This window comes from Sphingobium sp. CCH11-B1, assembly GCF_001556865.1.
Lineage (GTDB): Bacteria > Pseudomonadota > Alphaproteobacteria > Sphingomonadales > Sphingomonadaceae > Sphingobium.
In genome coordinates, this window is sequence record NZ_LSJY01000202.1 from 155,483 (window position 1) to 170,300 (window position 14,818).

At 66.1% G+C, this 14,818-nt stretch carries 15 protein-coding genes; 7 read left to right on the top strand and 8 right to left on the bottom strand.

Going from position 1 to position 14,818, the window contains the following annotated elements; all coding sequences use genetic code 11:
• The first annotated feature begins 14 nt into the window (after positions 1 to 14).
• Positions 15 to 494: a gluconokinase gene (locus tag AX724_RS20375; RefSeq protein WP_082733623.1), complete on the top strand. Its 480-nt coding sequence runs from the start codon at positions 15 to 17 to the stop codon at positions 492 to 494.
• A 31-nt stretch (positions 495 to 525) separates the two neighbouring features.
• On the opposite strand, the gene AX724_RS20380 is transcribed toward AX724_RS20375, so the two are convergent.
• Together AX724_RS20380 and AX724_RS20385 are read right to left on the bottom strand one after the other, a co-directional pair.
• Positions 526 to 1,203: a FadR/GntR family transcriptional regulator gene (locus tag AX724_RS20380; RefSeq protein ID WP_066770411.1), complete on the bottom strand. Its 678-nt coding sequence runs from the start codon at positions 1,201 to 1,203 to the stop codon at positions 526 to 528.
• A gap of 13 nt (positions 1,204 to 1,216) precedes the next feature.
• Positions 1,217 to 2,563, bottom strand: coding sequence for a GntT/GntP/DsdX family permease (locus tag AX724_RS20385; protein WP_066770415.1), 1,347 nt, complete (start codon positions 2,561 to 2,563; stop codon positions 1,217 to 1,219).
• 299 nt (positions 2,564 to 2,862) lie between these two features.
• On the opposite strand from AX724_RS20385, the gene AX724_RS20390 reads away from it, so the two are divergent.
• Both AX724_RS20390 and AX724_RS20395 read left to right on the top strand, forming a co-directional pair.
• A complete protein-coding gene (locus AX724_RS20390) occupies positions 2,863 to 3,141 on the top strand; it encodes a helix-turn-helix domain-containing protein (RefSeq protein ID WP_231736776.1) in 279 nt (92 codons plus the stop codon).
• An 88-nt stretch (positions 3,142 to 3,229) separates the two neighbouring features.
• A complete protein-coding gene (locus tag AX724_RS20395; RefSeq protein ID WP_066770418.1) occupies positions 3,230 to 4,330 on the top strand; it encodes a Gfo/Idh/MocA family protein in 1,101 nt (366 codons plus the stop codon).
• 165 nt (positions 4,331 to 4,495) lie between these two features.
• On the opposite strand, the gene AX724_RS20400 is transcribed toward AX724_RS20395, so the two are convergent.
• From AX724_RS20400 to AX724_RS20415, 4 genes are read right to left on the bottom strand one after another with little or no spacing between them, the layout of a single operon-like run.
• Entirely contained in the window at positions 4,496 to 6,052 is a 1,557-nt protein-coding gene (locus AX724_RS20400; RefSeq protein WP_066770419.1) for a right-handed parallel beta-helix repeat-containing protein, read from the bottom strand.
• 47 nt (positions 6,053 to 6,099) lie between these two features.
• Entirely contained in the window at positions 6,100 to 6,681 is a 582-nt protein-coding gene (locus AX724_RS20405; protein WP_066770423.1) for an LptA/OstA family protein, read from the bottom strand.
• Positions 6,681 to 7,328 carry an LPS export ABC transporter periplasmic protein LptC gene (locus AX724_RS20410; RefSeq protein ID WP_066770425.1) on the bottom strand — a complete coding sequence of 216 codons (648 nt, stop codon included), beginning with the start codon at positions 7,326 to 7,328 and terminating at the stop codon, positions 6,681 to 6,683. The genes AX724_RS20405 and AX724_RS20410 overlap by 1 nt, the downstream gene beginning before the upstream one ends.
• Before the next feature lie 15 nt (positions 7,329 to 7,343).
• Entirely contained in the window at positions 7,344 to 7,961 is a 618-nt protein-coding gene (locus tag AX724_RS20415) for a ribonuclease D (RefSeq protein WP_066770428.1), read from the bottom strand.
• Positions 7,962 to 8,241: 280 nt separating this feature from the next.
• On the opposite strand from AX724_RS20415, the gene AX724_RS24800 reads away from it, so the two are divergent.
• Both AX724_RS24800 and AX724_RS23790 read left to right on the top strand, forming a co-directional pair.
• Positions 8,242 to 9,066, top strand: a complete 825-nt coding sequence (locus AX724_RS24800; protein WP_066770432.1) for a cold-shock protein — start codon at positions 8,242 to 8,244, stop codon at positions 9,064 to 9,066.
• 106 nt (positions 9,067 to 9,172) lie between these two features.
• Positions 9,173 to 9,325: a hypothetical protein gene (locus AX724_RS23790; RefSeq protein WP_156448194.1), complete on the top strand. Its 153-nt coding sequence runs from the start codon at positions 9,173 to 9,175 to the stop codon at positions 9,323 to 9,325.
• A 254-nt stretch (positions 9,326 to 9,579) separates the two neighbouring features.
• On the opposite strand, the gene AX724_RS20425 is transcribed toward AX724_RS23790, so the two are convergent.
• Complete coding sequence (locus AX724_RS20425) at positions 9,580 to 10,365, bottom strand: TerC family protein (protein WP_066770435.1); 786 nt, start codon at positions 10,363 to 10,365, stop codon at positions 9,580 to 9,582.
• A 193-nt stretch (positions 10,366 to 10,558) separates the two neighbouring features.
• Here AX724_RS20425 and AX724_RS20430 point away from each other — a divergent pair, with 193 nt between their 5' ends.
• On the top strand, positions 10,559 to 11,581 hold the full coding sequence (locus tag AX724_RS20430) for a class 1 fructose-bisphosphatase (protein WP_066770438.1): 1,023 nt from the start codon (positions 10,559 to 10,561) through the stop codon (positions 11,579 to 11,581).
• Positions 11,582 to 11,914: 333 nt separating this feature from the next.
• Positions 11,915 to 13,810 carry an acyltransferase family protein gene (locus tag AX724_RS20435; protein ID WP_197421654.1) on the top strand — a complete coding sequence of 632 codons (1,896 nt, stop codon included), beginning with the start codon at positions 11,915 to 11,917 and terminating at the stop codon, positions 13,808 to 13,810.
• On the opposite strand, the gene AX724_RS20440 is transcribed toward AX724_RS20435, so the two are convergent.
• Positions 13,789 to 14,682 carry an N-formylglutamate amidohydrolase gene (locus AX724_RS20440; RefSeq protein ID WP_066770737.1) on the bottom strand — a complete coding sequence of 298 codons (894 nt, stop codon included), beginning with the start codon at positions 14,680 to 14,682 and terminating at the stop codon, positions 13,789 to 13,791. The genes AX724_RS20435 and AX724_RS20440 overlap by 22 nt on opposite strands.
• Positions 14,683 to 14,818: the final 136 nt, after the last annotated feature.

Consider the following 14,818-nt stretch of genomic DNA (forward strand, 5'->3'; position numbering starts at 1 on the left):
CCGTCCTCATCGTCATGGGCGTCAGCGGCTGCGGCAAATCGACCCTCGGGGCCTTGCTGGCACAGACGCTGGCATGCCCCTTCCTGGAGGGCGACGATTTTCATTCGGCCGATGCGGTGGACAAGATGCGCAACGGCACGCCGCTGACCGACGAGGATCGCTGGCCGTGGCTGGATCGGCTCGGTCGTGCGATCGCGACCGCGAAGGAGGGGCACGGCGGTGCCGTCGCGGCCTGCTCGGCGCTGCGCAAAATCTATCGCGACCGGCTGCGCGCGACGATCGGGGGGCCGGTCCGGTTCGTGATGCTGGACAATGACCGGGATGCGCTGCTCGCACGGCTTGGCAACCGGCCGGGCCATTACATGCCCGCCAGCCTGCTGGACAGCCAACTCGCCACGCTGGAGCGGCCGCTGCCCGACGAAGGCGCGATGATCCTCACGACGGACATGCCCGCCGAAACATTGCGCGACAGGGTGCTGGGCGCGCTACGCTAGGCCGGACCGCGCCGCGCCGCGCCGACGCGCCTTACGGCATCAACCGCCGCCGGCCCTCCCACAGATGCCAGCGCATCGCGAGCGCCGCGCCCTCCGGGTCCTGCGCCCGGATCGCGTCCACGATCACGTCATGCTCGCGCAGCATCGTCGCGATCACCTGCGGCGGGCGGGATCGCGAGATATCGACGCCCGCCCGCATGATCTTGTCGATGTCCGGATGAAGCGCCTCGAACGCCAGGCGAAAGGCGGGGTTGCCTGTCGCCTCCGCGATCCGGCGGTGCAGTTCCATATCCTCGGCATGGGCCGGCTCGCTCGACAGCAGCGCCTCGCGCAGCAGCTCCATCCCTTCCTCGATATGCGCCATTTCCTGCGACGTTCGCCGTGTCGCCGCCAGCCGCGCGGCTTCCGCCTCCAGCACGAAGCGCACCTCGTAGCTGCCAAGCGTGGTCGGCAGCTCGGCCGCCGACATGAAGGCGGACAGCCGCTCGGACGGGCGGCTCTTGACGAAGGAGCCGGCTCCCCGCCGCGCCTCGGTGATGCCGTCGGACGCCAGCCGCATCAACGCCTCGCGCACGATCGCGCGCGACATGCCGAACATTTCGGCCAGCCGCGCTTCGGAAGGCAGGCGCGCCCCGACCTCCAGATCCTGTGCATTGATGATGTCGACGATCGCCGCATAGGCATGATCGGACAGGCGCGGTGCGCTCATCGCGACGGCCCGTTCACAGGATGCTGCTGGCGAGCAGCACCAGCAGCAAGCCAACCACCGCGACCACCGTCTCCATCACCGACCATGTCTTGAACGTGCCCGGCATGTCCGTCCCCAGATAGCTTTTCACCAGCCAGAAGCCGGGATCGTTGACATGGCTGAAGAACAGCGACCCCGCGCCGATCGCCAGCACCATCCATTCGGGCGCAACGCCGGAGGCCGCGACCAGCCCCTCCATCACGCCCGCCGTGGTGATGGTCGCGACGGTGGCGGACCCGGTGGCGAGGCGGATACAGACGGACACGCCCCAGGCAAGCAGGATGGGCGAGATCGCCCCGCCTTCAGCCAGCCGCACCAGCATGTCGGACAGGCCCGCCGTCACCAGCACCTGCTTCAACGCGCCGCCCGCGCCGATCGCCAGGATGATCCCGCCCGCAGGCGTCATCGCCTCGGTCCAGATCGCGCCCTGCACTTGCGCGTCGGCGATGCGTCGCCCGAACAGCAGCGGCAACGCCGCCAGCACCGCCACCAGCAATGCGACGACCGGATGGCTGATCCATTTGAGCCATTCGAAATGCGTGGCGACCTGCGCCGGCATCAGCGCCACCGCCTGCCCGGCCGCGATCAGCACCACGGGCAGCAGCACCGCCGCGAGCGCGCGTCCGACCGATGGCGTGGCCACGTCGAGCTGGACGGGATCGAGCAGCGGCGGGCTCAGTTTGACGCCGGGCGCCGTGAATCGCGCCAGCAGCGGCCCGGCGATGATCGCGGTCGGGATGCCCACGATCAGCCCATAGACCAGCGTCAGCCCCAGATTGGCGCCCAATGCGTTGACGGCCAGCAAGGGGCCGGGATGCGGCGGCACCAGCGCGTGCACCACCGACAGGCCCGACAAGGCGGGCAGCATCAGCTTCAGCTTGGCCGTATCGTCATTCTGGCCATTGGGCAGCGCGGCGGCGGCGGACGCCACGATCGGCAGCAACAGCACCAGGCCCGTCTCGAAGAAGAGCGGCAGGCCAATCAGCAGCGCTGTGAAAAGGCTGGCCCAGGGCGCGCCCCGCACGCCCGACATGCGCAGCGCCGCGCTCGCGATCCCGCCCGCGCCGTTCGACAGTTGCAGCATCGCGCCCAGGCCCAGACCCAGCGCCACCACCAGCCCGGTGCCGCCCAAAATGCTGCCCGCGCCCTTTTCGACCGCCTTGGCGGTTTCCTCCATCGGCAGGCCGGCCAGCAGCCCCACGGTGAAGGCGCCGCACAGCAGCCCGACGAAGGGGTGCAGCCGGCCCTTGATGATGAGCAGGATCGACAGCGCGATGCCGGCGACGGCGGCAATCAGCAAACGATAGTCGGCCGGGTTCACAGCGCCCGCTCCGGCTGGAGGCGCATGAGGCCGACGCTGTCGCCTCCCATCGACCGATACGTTGGTAACGTCATCATTTCCGCCCCTCCCCTGAACCCGCATCCAGTGATTCGAACGGTCGAACCCCGGAAATCTGTTAGACAGGTTATACATATATGCCACGCTAAACTAGGATAATTCGCGCGACCCGTGAAAATCTGCTTGAATCTGTCTGACTGATTCTCATATCGTTAGCGATAACGAATCCTGGCTTTCGGAACGCGTCCATGTTCCGCGGGATCAGCAAAGGGAGAGGTCAGATGCAATTCGCCATGGAACTGCAGCACAGGCACGATCCGCAGGATCACAGGGTCGCGGATACGCCGCCCATCCCCGCGCCCCATCTGACCCCGACCCAGATGAAGGTTCTTCGCTGCGTCCATTCGGGCCTGCTCAACAAGCAGATCGCCTATGAACTCGGCATGGCCGAAGCCACGGTGAAGGTTCACATGACCGCCCTGATGCGCAAGCTCAACGTCCGCAATCGCACCCAGGTCGCGATCGCCGCCGGACATTTCGGCTGGATGCAGCACGCCTGACTACCCCTCTGCTATTTACTATCCTATAGGATGTGTGGAGCAAGAACAGGGATGTGGCGTCACACCCATTTGTCGGAGGGATGAAGGCATGGAGCATTCGCGCAGAGCATTGATCGGCGGTATCGGCGCAGGAATGGCGCTGGCCGGAAGCGGCGCGCCCCGCGCCTTCGCCCAGACCCGCAAGATCGGCTATGCCGTCGTCGGCCTGGGCTCCTACGCCACGCGCCAGATCATGCCGAACTTCGCCGGCTGCGACAGCGCCCGGCTGGTGGCGCTGGTCAGCGGCACGCCCGCCAAGCTGGAACAATATGGCGCGCAATATAATATCCCCGGCACGCACCGCTACAGCTACGCGGATTTCGACCGCATCCGCGACAACCCGGACATCGACGTCGTTTACATCGTCCTGCCCAACAGCATGCATGCCGAATACAGCATCCGCGCGGCGCAGGCGGGCAAGCATGTCATGTGCGAAAAGCCGATGGCCGTGTCGGTGGCGGAATGCCAGGCGATGATCGCCGCGTCGAAGAAGGCGGGCAAGAAGCTGATGATCGGCTACCGCTCGCGCTTTGAACAGTATAACCGCCTTGCCATCGATCTCGCGCGCAGCGGCCATGTCGGCCCGACGCGCCTCATCACCGCCGAACATGGCTTTCCGGCGCAGCCCAACCAATGGCGTCTGGACCGCCCCCTGTCGGGTGGCGGGTCGTTGATGGACATCGGCATCTACAGCCTCAACGCCGCGCGCTACCTGACCGGCGAGGAGCCGGTGGAAGTCAGCGCGGTGGAATCCACCGACCGCAACGATCCGCGTTTCAAGACGGTGGAAGACCGCATCAACTTCATGCTGCGCTTCCCCTCCGGCATCATCGCCAATTGCGTGTCCAGCTACAGTTCGTCGCACAACGGCTATCGGGTGATCGGCACCCGGGGCTATATCGATATGGAGCCGGCCACGCCCTATCAGGGCCAGAGCATGACCATCCGCAAGGACGGCGTCGCCGCCCCCCGCGTGCTGCCCGCCGCGCCCAAGACGCAGTTCGCGGGGCAGCTCGACCATCTGGCCGAATGCATCCTGACCAACTCGACGCCCATCGTCGCGGGCGAGGAAGGCCTTGCCGACATGCGCGTGATCGAGGCGATCTACCGCTCCGCGGCCGAGCATCGGAGCGTCCGCATAAAGGCCTGATCCGGGCCGTACGCGGCAGGGTGGCGCGGCGCGCCGGGACAGGACGGGACGGCATCCCGGTTCGGGCGGCCGCCGCCCTTGCCCCCGGATCGTCCAATCGCGCGACACGACATCGCGGCGATCGGCCCGAATGGCTCCGATCGTCGCTGCATGGGTAAGCACCGGTCAGCGCGTGGAAGCCTGACGCCGCGCCTCGAACAGGGATATGGGCTGCGCCTGCCGCAACCTCACCGGCGCGAACAATTCCCGCTGCAACATCGTCATCATCCAGCTGCGATGATGGATCAGGAAATCGGAAAAGCCTTCCGGCCTTGCCGGGTCGAACACCGGCACGTCCCAGTCGGCAGGCGCGGGCGTGTAGGTGGCATCATATCGGCCGGACGGATCCTGCGGCGCGTCGATATGGCGGCCCAGGAAGCTGTTGCCGTCGAACAGGATATAGTCGGCGGGCGCGAAGCCCGGCTCGATCAGATAATCGGGGCCGCTGCGACCGGCTTCATGGCCATAGCGGGCGGTGCCCGCGACCCGGAAGGCATTGCTGCGGAACCGCACGTCCCGCGCCCATCCGTCCCACTGCGTCGCCACCACCATCTGCACGTCCAGCGCGGCCCCGACATGGACGACATTGCCCTCGACCAGCGCATCCGTCACGTTGCCGGCAAGCTGGAATATCCGCGTGCCATCGTCGCGGCTGACATTGAACCGCGCCACCGTGCCCCGATTGCCCAGATTGTCGCGATCATCGACCCTGGGCGAACATATCAGCAGGAACCCGCCCTGATTGTCGTGGCTGAAATTGTAGAGCAGCGTCGTGCGCCGCGAATTGAAATCGGAATCGAACCCCTGCCCGTCATATCGGGTCTGGGTATAGGCCGCCTCGTTCAGCTGTATCAGGCTGTTGTCAGTGCTCCACTGCCAGATGCCGGCATTATATCCCGGCGCCCGCGCCCCTGCGTGGCGCACGATATTATGCTCGATCAGCGCGCCGTCCGTGCCGCGCGGCACGATGCCGTCGCCGCCCACATCCTCGACCAGATTGTCGCGGATGACGACCTGCTCGCTGGGGAACCAGTTGGCGCGCGTCACCTGATCGCTGATCCCGGCGATGCCCGACCGGTCGACCCGCCACACGATGTTCCGCTCTATGGTGATGCCCTGAAACCGCGTCGGCAGCTTGGGGCCCAGCGCCTGGAACACGATGCCGCCATTGTCCTTGCGCGCGTTCGTGCCGCGCACGTCATGGACATAGGTGTCGGCGATGCGGATGCCGCGCGTGACGCCCCGGTCCTGCGCCGACACCAATATGCCAAAGCGCGATTCCGTGCCCGCCAGGCTGCCGGGCGCGTCGTTGGTGACCTCCAGCCCGCTCACCGTCACATATTCGGCGTTCAGCACGGCGACGCCATGGGGCGACACGCCGCCCGCCTCGATGCGCGGGCGGGGCAGTTGCCCGGTCGCGGCGACGATGATCGGCGCCGACGCCGTGCCCGACCGGGTGAGCGTCAACGCCTCGCGCCACACCGACCCGGCGGTCAGCATGACCCGGTCGCCGGGTTTCAACGGAAAGGCGTTGACCCGCGCCAGCGATCGCCAGGCACGCTCGGGCGCGGTGCCGTCCGCCCGGTCGTCGCCGGTCAGCGCATTGACATGATAGGTTTCCGCCCATGCCGGCGCGGCCAGCGCCGCGACCGATGCGCCCAGCAGGCCTGCCGCAACCCACATCTTCGGCAATCGGCTACTCCCGGCCTGCGGCTCTGCCCGGCGCGCCCTCAGTTGCTGCGCTGGGGCACGGTGAAGGTGCCCGACACGCGCCCGCTCGGGCTGGTCGCCGTACCCGGCACGCCGCTGCCGGTCGACCGCCCGTCGACGGTGGAGCGGCCGCTGTTGAGGTCCATCACCAGCCGCCCGCCGGTCAGCCTGTTGGCTCCCTGCGTCAGCGTGACGTTGCCCAGCATCGTGATCAGCTTGGCATTGAGGTCGTAGATCGCGACATTGCCGCGCGCCGTCTGGTCCGCCTTGCGCACCACGACATTTCCCGACGCGTCGATCCGGTCGATCTCGACCCCGCCCATGCCGTCCCCGGCCGACGCTTTTCCGGGCGGATTGCGATAGGCCACCGTCATGCGCGCGGCGTTCAGCGTCATGCCCGCCTGCGTCACCTCGACATTGCCGGACACCAGGACGCGGTCGGCCCGGTCCTGCACCTCGATCCGGTCGGCGGTGAAATTGACGGGCGCGTTGCTGTCATGATTCTTGAACACCTGCGCGAAGGACGGCGCGCCGGCCCCGGCGAGCATCATCGCCGCGACGCCGATCAGGCCGGCGGACGTCAGGATCAGGGTGCGTTTCATCACTTCTGCCCTTTGAGGCCATTTTGATCGATGCGCAAGCGCGCGCGGCCGTTCAGCGTCACCGTGCGCGCCGCCATGTCGGCTTCCAGATGGTCGGCGCTGAACACGCCGATGGGCATGCGGCCGTCCACCCGCCCCGCGCTCTTCATCCGCCGGGTCTTGAGGTCGACGCCCACGTCCCGCGTGGTCATCCGGTATCCGCCGGCCGATTCGAACTGCACCGGCCCGTCGATCCCGACCCGCTCGGTTTCCATGTCGTACCGGCCCTTCTGCGCGGTCAGCACGGCAGGCCCGTCGGACAGCAGGATGCGCGCGGACATGGCATTGAGGTCCACGATCGGCTCGCGCGAGCTTTTCTGCACCGCGCTTCCCGCGCGCAGGGAAAAGGGCTGTCCCTTGCTGTCCTCGCCGCGATACAGCGCCTCGGTCACGCGCATCCGCTCCTTCGCCACCTCGACCTTGTTCTTGTCGAGCACGAAGCTGACGCCCTCATGCCCCGTGAAGGGCGCGGTCGCCAGCAGCGCGGCGAACACGCCGACGGCGACGGGCAGCCAGTTCTTGAGCAGCGCGACCAGCCGGTCGTGGCCGCCGCCCGGCCGCGCCCAGTGGCGGCGCACGTCGCGTTGCTGATCGGCCTGGACGGACACGGACCCGCTGCTCCCTTACATGTGCGCGAAGATATCGATCTCAGGCCAACCGGCCAGATCCAGTTCCGCGCGATGCGGCAGGAAATCGAAACAGGCCTGCGCCAGTTCCATCCGCCCCTCGCGCACCAGCCGCTTGTCCAGTTCGGCCTTCAACTGGTGCAGGTAGCGCACGTCGGACGCGGCATAGTCCTTCTGCGCGTCCGACAGTATCGGCCCGCCCCAGTCGCTCGACTGCTGCTGTTTGCTGATGTCCTGGCCCAGCAGTTCGCGCACCAGTTCCTTCAGGCCATGCCGGTCGGTATAGGTGCGCACCAGCCGCGAGGCGATCTTGGTGCAATAGACGGGCGCGGCGACCACGCCCAGATAATGTTTGATCGCGGCGATGTCGAACCGCCCGAAATGATAGAGTTTCAGCCGCTCCGGGTCCGCCAGCACCGCGCGCAGGTTGGGCGCGGCATAATCGCTGCCGGGATTGAAGCGGACGAGATGCTCGTCGCCCTTTCCGTCGCTGATCTGGACGACGCAAAGCCGGTCGCGCGGGGTGATGAGGCCCATCGTCTCGGTATCGATGGCGATGGGGCCGGGCGCGAGCACGTCGGCAGGCAGGTCTTCTTCATGGAAATGCACGGTCATGGCTTTCCCCTTATGGCGAAACCGCCCGCGCCGCAATCGACGCTTTCGTCCCGCACCGACCGGCGACCAAACGCCCGGCAGATGCGGCAAAATGTTCCCTTCATCCCCCCCTTTGCACCAGAAGAACGGATCATGATCTTCGCGGCGAAAATCATTCGCGCTGCCCTGAAAAGTTGTTATAGTGATTCCCAAACCCGCCTTTGCGGTGGATTCTGCATGTCATTCGCCCGACATGTTTGTCCGATTGGTCTTGGGGCGAAGCGAAAGTGACTAACAGGGCATGAGTTTTGACAGAGGTCGCCGCGGCGGGCGCGGCAAGGACAAGCGCGACGGTTTCGGCGACGACAATTTTTATGGTGGTGGCGACCGCGGTGGATTCGGTGGCGGCTTCGGTGGCGACCGCGGTGGATTCGGTGGCGGTTTCGGCGGTGATCGGGGCGGCTTCGGCGGCGGAGACCGCGGCGGCTTCGGCGGCGGTGGCGGCTTTGGCGGCGGCAACCGTGGCGGTGGCTTCGGTGGCGGCGGCGGCGGTGGACGCGGCATGCCCGCCCAGGTCGTTGGCGAAGGCAAGGGCGTCGTCAAATTCTTCAACGGTCAGAAGGGCTTCGGCTTCATCGTCCGTGACGATGGCGGTGAAGACGTGTTCGTCCACATCAGCGCCGTCGAGCAGGCCGGCCTGACCGGCCTTGCCGAAGGTCAGCCGCTCGGCTTCACGCTGGTGGATCGCGGCGGCAAGGTGTCGGCCACCGATCTGGTGATCGATGGCGAACCCCTGCCCGTCACGGATCGCGCCCCGCCGCGCGAACCGCGCGCCGGCGGCTTCGGCGATCGCCCGGACCGTGGCGGCTTCGGCGGTGGCGACCGTGGTCCCCAGCGCCAGCTGACCGGCGAACGCGCCAGCGGCACGGTCAAGTTCTTCAACGCCATGAAGGGCTTCGGCTTCATCCAGCGCGACGACGGCCAGCCGGACGCCTTCGTGCACATCAGCGCCGTCGAACGCGCGGGCATGGCCGCCCTCAATGAAGGCGACCGCCTCGACTTCGAACTGGAAGTCGATCGCCGTGGCAAATATGCCGCGGTGAACCTCCAGTCGAAGGCCGACTGAACCGAACGGACATCGTCCCTGTCACAAGGGAGAGGATAGAAAGGGTCGCCCGACAGGGCGGCCCTTTTTCGTTGCGGCCCGGATTGCCGGCGATAAGTCCCTTTGCATGGACCTGACCTTCACCAAGCCCGGCGGGAAATTCGACGAACGCACCGTCGCTCGCCCCGGCCGCGCGCCCAGCCCCATCGCTTGCCCCAAACAGGGCATCATCCCGCACGACATGGTCCATTATGCCGTCGAAAGCACGCGATCATCCTGATATTCCAGCCGAGCGGCTCCGCGCTTTCCTACTGGCCGCGCGCCTGATCCACTGGAAAAATGCCTCGCTGTCTTGCCGCCTTCCCCCGTCCGCTTTCCCCGCGTGCGCCCGACAGGAGCAAGAGGCGTCGCGAGCGCTTCGGGGAAGCGTCGGCGAGGCGTCGGAGACGCGTCGCGAGCGCCTCGCGGCAGATTCGACGCTTTTCCGTGGCACAACGGTATGAACTTCGCAGGATCGCGCGAACAGCGACCGCGCTACGCGCTGCCCTTCCGCGTCTTCGCCCGCCGCGCGAAGATGTTGAGCACCTCCACCAGCGTCGAAAAGGCCATCGCCGCGTAGATATAGCCCTTGGGCACATGCACGCCAAAGCCGTCCGCGATCAGCACCGCGCCGATCATCAGCAGGAAACCGAGCGCCAGCATCACCACCGTCGGATTGCGCGCGATGAAATTGGCGAGCGGATCGGCCGCCAGCAGCATCACCGTCACCGCCACGATCACCGCGATCACCATCACCGCCAGATTGTCGGTCATGCCGACCGCCGTCAGGATGGAATCGAGCGAAAAGATCATGTCCAGCAGGATGATCTGCGTGATCGCGCTGCCGAAACTGATCGCTGCCTTGCCGCCCTTGCCCAGCACATCGTCGCCGCCATCGGGATCGACATTATGATGGATTTCCTTCGTCGCCTTCCAGATCAGGAACAGGCCGCCGGCGATCAGGATCAGGTCGCGCCACGAAAATTGCGTCTCGAACGTCGGCGCGCCATGCATGTCCGGCGGTCCGGTCAGGCCAAGGTCGAACACCGGCTGCGTCAGCCCCACCAGCCAGGCGATCATCGACAACAGCACCAGCCGCATGCCCAGCGCCAGCCCGATGCCGATCCGCCGGGCCTTTGGCCGCTGCGCTTCGGGCAGCTTGTTGGTCAGGATGGAAATGAAGACCAGATTGTCGATGCCCAGCACCACCTCCATCACGACCAGCGCGATCAGCGCGGCAAGGGCGGCGGGGTCGGTGAAGGCGGAAAGCAGGCTGTCCATGATCGGTCCTCAGCGCCGGATATCGACACGCAGCCGAAACGGAACCGCACGCCTCCGGTTCCGCCAGACATATTTTGTCACAGGACAACGTTATCAGGGGTTGCGGGCCACCGTCCTCCCGCTGGACTAGGCCCTTACACTCCCCTAGCGAAGGGGCGTCCCTTCCTTCCCGTCCCTTAGCGAAAGGCGGCCCATGTCCAGAACCACCCTGACCCGTTTCCTGATCGAACAGCAGCGGCAGGCCAACGCCCTGCCCGGCGAACTGCGCCTGCTGATCGAAACCGTGGCCCGCGCCTGCAAGACGATCAGCCATTCGGTGGGCAAGGGCGCGCTGGGCGAAGTGCTCGGCAGCCTCGACAGCGAGAATGTGCAGGGCGAGGTCCAGAAGAAGCTGGACGTGATCGCCAACGAACTGCTGCTCGACGCCAATGAATGGGGCGGCCATCTCGCCGCCATGGCGTCGGAGGAGATGGAGACCATCTATCCCATCCCCAACCGCTATCCCAAGGGCGAATATCTGATGCTGTTCGATCCGATCGACGGGTCCAGCAACATCGACGTCGACCTTTCGGTCGGCACCATCTTCTCGGTGCTCAAGGCGCCCGAAGGCTGCGCTGGCCGCGACGTGACCGAAGAGGACTTCCTGCAGGATGGCCGGGCCCAGGTTGCCGCCGGATACGCCATCTACGGGCCGCAGACGATCCTGGTGCTCAGCGTCGGCACCGGCGTCTATGAATTCACCCTCGACCGCGAAGTCGGCAGCTGGGTGATGACCGATGCCGACATGAAAATGCCCCAGGGCAAGTGCGAATTCGCGATCAACATGTCCAATCGCCGCCAATGGTCGCCCGCCATTGCCCGCTATATCGACGAACGCGTGCTGGGTGCGCAGGGACCGTGCGGCAAGGATTATAATATGCGCTGGACCGCATCGATGGTAGCCGACGTGCACCGCATCCTGAAGCGGGGCGGCATCTTCATGTATCCCTATGATCATCGCACGCCCGGCAAGGCTAAACTGCGCCTGATGTACGAAGCCAATCCGATGAGCTTCCTCATCGAACAGGCGGGCGGCGCGGCGACCGACGGCTTCATGCCGATCATGGACGTGCCCGCGAAGGGCCTGCACCAGCGTGTCGGCGTGGTGCTTGGCGACCGCGCGGAGGTGGAGGCGGTCGTGGCCTATGGCCGGGAAGCGGACGCGTTGGCGAGTTGAGGCGAAAAAACTGGGGGAGAGCGCGGGCCACGCGCTCGATCCCCCAGCCATGCCGTGCCTGCCGGTCCGACCGGCGGCTCCTCTCCAGAAACTTGTTTTAGTGGCCCGGCATGGGCAGCGATTCCCTAGCCCAGGCGGATGACAAAAAAAAGGCTGATCGCAAGACCAGCCTGAAAAGTTTTAGGAGAGGATGCCTGAAAGGCACAGTCTGTTTGCCTCGATACGGATCGTGCTGCAAATGCGAAGGATAAAAGGACGGTTGCATGAAGCGCAATCGGCATCGGGTCTGGCGCGGAAAGGAAATGGCAGGGCTTTGTCGCTAGGGGCGGATGGATGCACGGACCGGCCGCCACCAGCAGCGAACGAATCGCTCATATTGGCTATCGCCGCGACATAGACGGGCTGCGCGCGTTCGCGATTCTTCCGGTACTGCTGTTCCACGCCCATGTTCCCGGCTTTTCGGGCGGCTATGTGGGCGTCGATATCTTCTTCGTCATCTCCGGCTTTCTCATCACCGGCATCATCGCCCGCGAAGTCGACGAGGGCCGCTTCTCGCTTTTGCGCTTCTACGAACGCCGCTTCCGCCGCATCATCCCCGCCCTCTCCGTGATGATCCTGGCGGTGTTGGCGGTGGCGGCATGGCTCTACCTGCCCGGCGATCTGGAAGGCGTGCCCAAATCCGCGTTGGCGGCGACCCTCTTCGCCTCCAACCTCTGGTTCTTCACCGACACAGGCTATTTCGCGGGCGGCGCGGACGTGAAGCCGCTGCTTCACACCTGGTCGCTCGCGGTGGAGGAGCAATATTATATCGGCTTCCCGATCCTGCTGATCCTGATCGCCCGCTACGCGCCCCGCCGGCGCGGCGCGATCATGGCGGCAGCCATGCTGGCCTCCTTCGCCCTGGCCGCGGCCATGCAGCGCGACACGAGCGGCTTCACCTTCTACCTCCTGCCCGCGCGTGCGTGGGAATTGCTTGCCGGCGCCCTCCTTGCGCTTGGCATAGTGCCGCCCGTTTCCCGCCGCTGGATGCGCGAAGCGCTGGGGCTTGCCGGGCTGCTGGCGATCGGCGCGACCGTCCTGCTTTATGACAAGAACAGCCCCTTCCCCGGCCTTGGCGCGCTCCCACCCGTTCTCGGCGCGGCGGCGCTCCTCCACTGCACGCCGGGCACAGGCACGGGAAGACTATTGTCGCTGCCACCGCTGGTAGCCACAGGCCTGCTGTCCTACTCGCTCTATCTCTGGCACTGGCCCCTGATCGTATTCACCGAATATGCGACCGACCTGCCTCTATCGGGATCGGGCCGGTGGATCGTCATCGCCGCGTCGTTCGCCTCCGCCTATCTGTCGTGGCGCTTCGTCGAACGGCCGTTCCGCGACAGCCGCAAGATCACCGGAAAGGCCATCTTCATGATCACCGGCCTATCTGTCGCCTGCCTGAGCAGCCTGTCGCTAGCCCTGATGACCGCCGGAGGATGGCCCACGCGTTTCTCCCCCGCTGTGCTGGCCCAAGTGGCGGGGCGGGATGATTTCAGCCCGGCGCGCAAACAATGCCATGACAGCTTCATGCGTGACGCCGCCCCCTGCGCGCTGGGCGCGGACGTTCCGCCGGACGCCCTGCTCTGGGGCGACAGCCACGGCGTCGAACTGGCCTATGCGCTGTCGCTGCGCGCGCGGGACCAAGGCCACGCCCTCATCGAACGCACGACGTCCAGTTGCCCGCCGGTGCTGGACTATGAGGCCATGGATGCCCGCTGCGCGCAAGCCAATCGTGCCGCCTTTGCCGCCATCCAGGCCAATCCCGCGATCCGCACCGTCTATCTTTCCGCCTTCTGGGCCAATGGCGATTTCGACGCGCCTGCCTTTGTCGCGAAGCTTGACCGCACGGTACGGCGCCTGCGTGCGGCGGGGCGAAGGGTGACGATCATCGGCCCGGTGCCGCCGCAGCCGTTCGACGTGCCCCGCCGCCTCGCCCATCTGGCGCAACGCGGCCAACTGTCTGAAGCCAAAGGGGTTTCGCGTGCCTTTGTGGACGCAAGAACCACCCATCTGCGCGCGCTTTTCGATCGGCTCCGGCGAGAGGGCGTGGGGATCATCGACCCCGTGGCTGCCCTTTGCGACCGCCAGAACTGCGTCATCCAGCGGGACGGCAAGCCGCTCTACTTCGACTCCCACCATCTGAGCGTCAGCGGCGCAAAAAGGGTCATCGCCTATTCGGCCGCCAAGGCGTAGGTCGGTCGCCGCAATTCATCTGCCAGCGTGTCCACGATATCGCCGATCACCTTCTGGACCAGCGGCAGGCCGGCGCCCGGCCCGTCGAGCGACGGATCAAGATAAAGCGTCCGGTCGATCTCGATCTGAATGGCATGCATTCGCTGTTCGGGCCGCCCGTGCCGCTCGATCACATGATCCCCGGCATAGGGATGATTGTGCGCAACAAGCAGGCCATGCCCCTGCGCCACGTCGGCAGCGAGCGCCACCAGCCGGGATGACGCGCTGCGTCCGAACCGATCGCCGAAGATCATCGTGGCGGAAGGCTGCCCCGGCGCGGACGATGGGACGGGTGGCATCGAATGAAGGTCGATCAGGATGGCCTGCCCATGTGCATCCCGCGCCGCCAGCAGCGATTGCCGGATGGCGGCGTGATAGGGACGATGGATGTCATCGATCCGTCGACGGGCCTCGTCCCAGCGGATCGGCTGCCGCCAGAGTTCAGGCGCGCCGGGCAAGCGCCGGGGGAAGAGGCCAAGCCCGCCGCGCAACTTGGCGCTGCTCTGGACCGCAGCGCCCCGCGGCAAATCCGCGATCATCGCTGGGTCGATCTCACGCTCGTTGCGATTGAGATCGATAAGGGCACGCGCGGTGCGAGCAACGATCACATTGCTCCCGCGCTCGATCAGCGGGTGCGTGATCAGGTCCACCCAACGATCTTCGAGCCGCCGGAGCGTTGCGAGATCGACCCGGGCGCTCTCCAGCAACGCGTCGGTATAATCCCGCCCCGCATGCGGAACGGAAATGATGACGGGGTGGCGCGGCACGATCGCACCGTAGAGATCGAACGCCGGCTCGCTCACCATCGGCATCTGTGGCGCGGGATGATCCACCATGTCTTTCTTCATCGAGGCGCCAAAAAACATCTGCTCGGCTGGATAATATTTACACCTTGTCGCATATATGGGGGCTGCGCGCCACCCGGTCCGGCGCGAGCGATCGGCGGCGCGGCCGAAGGTGAAGTGGGGC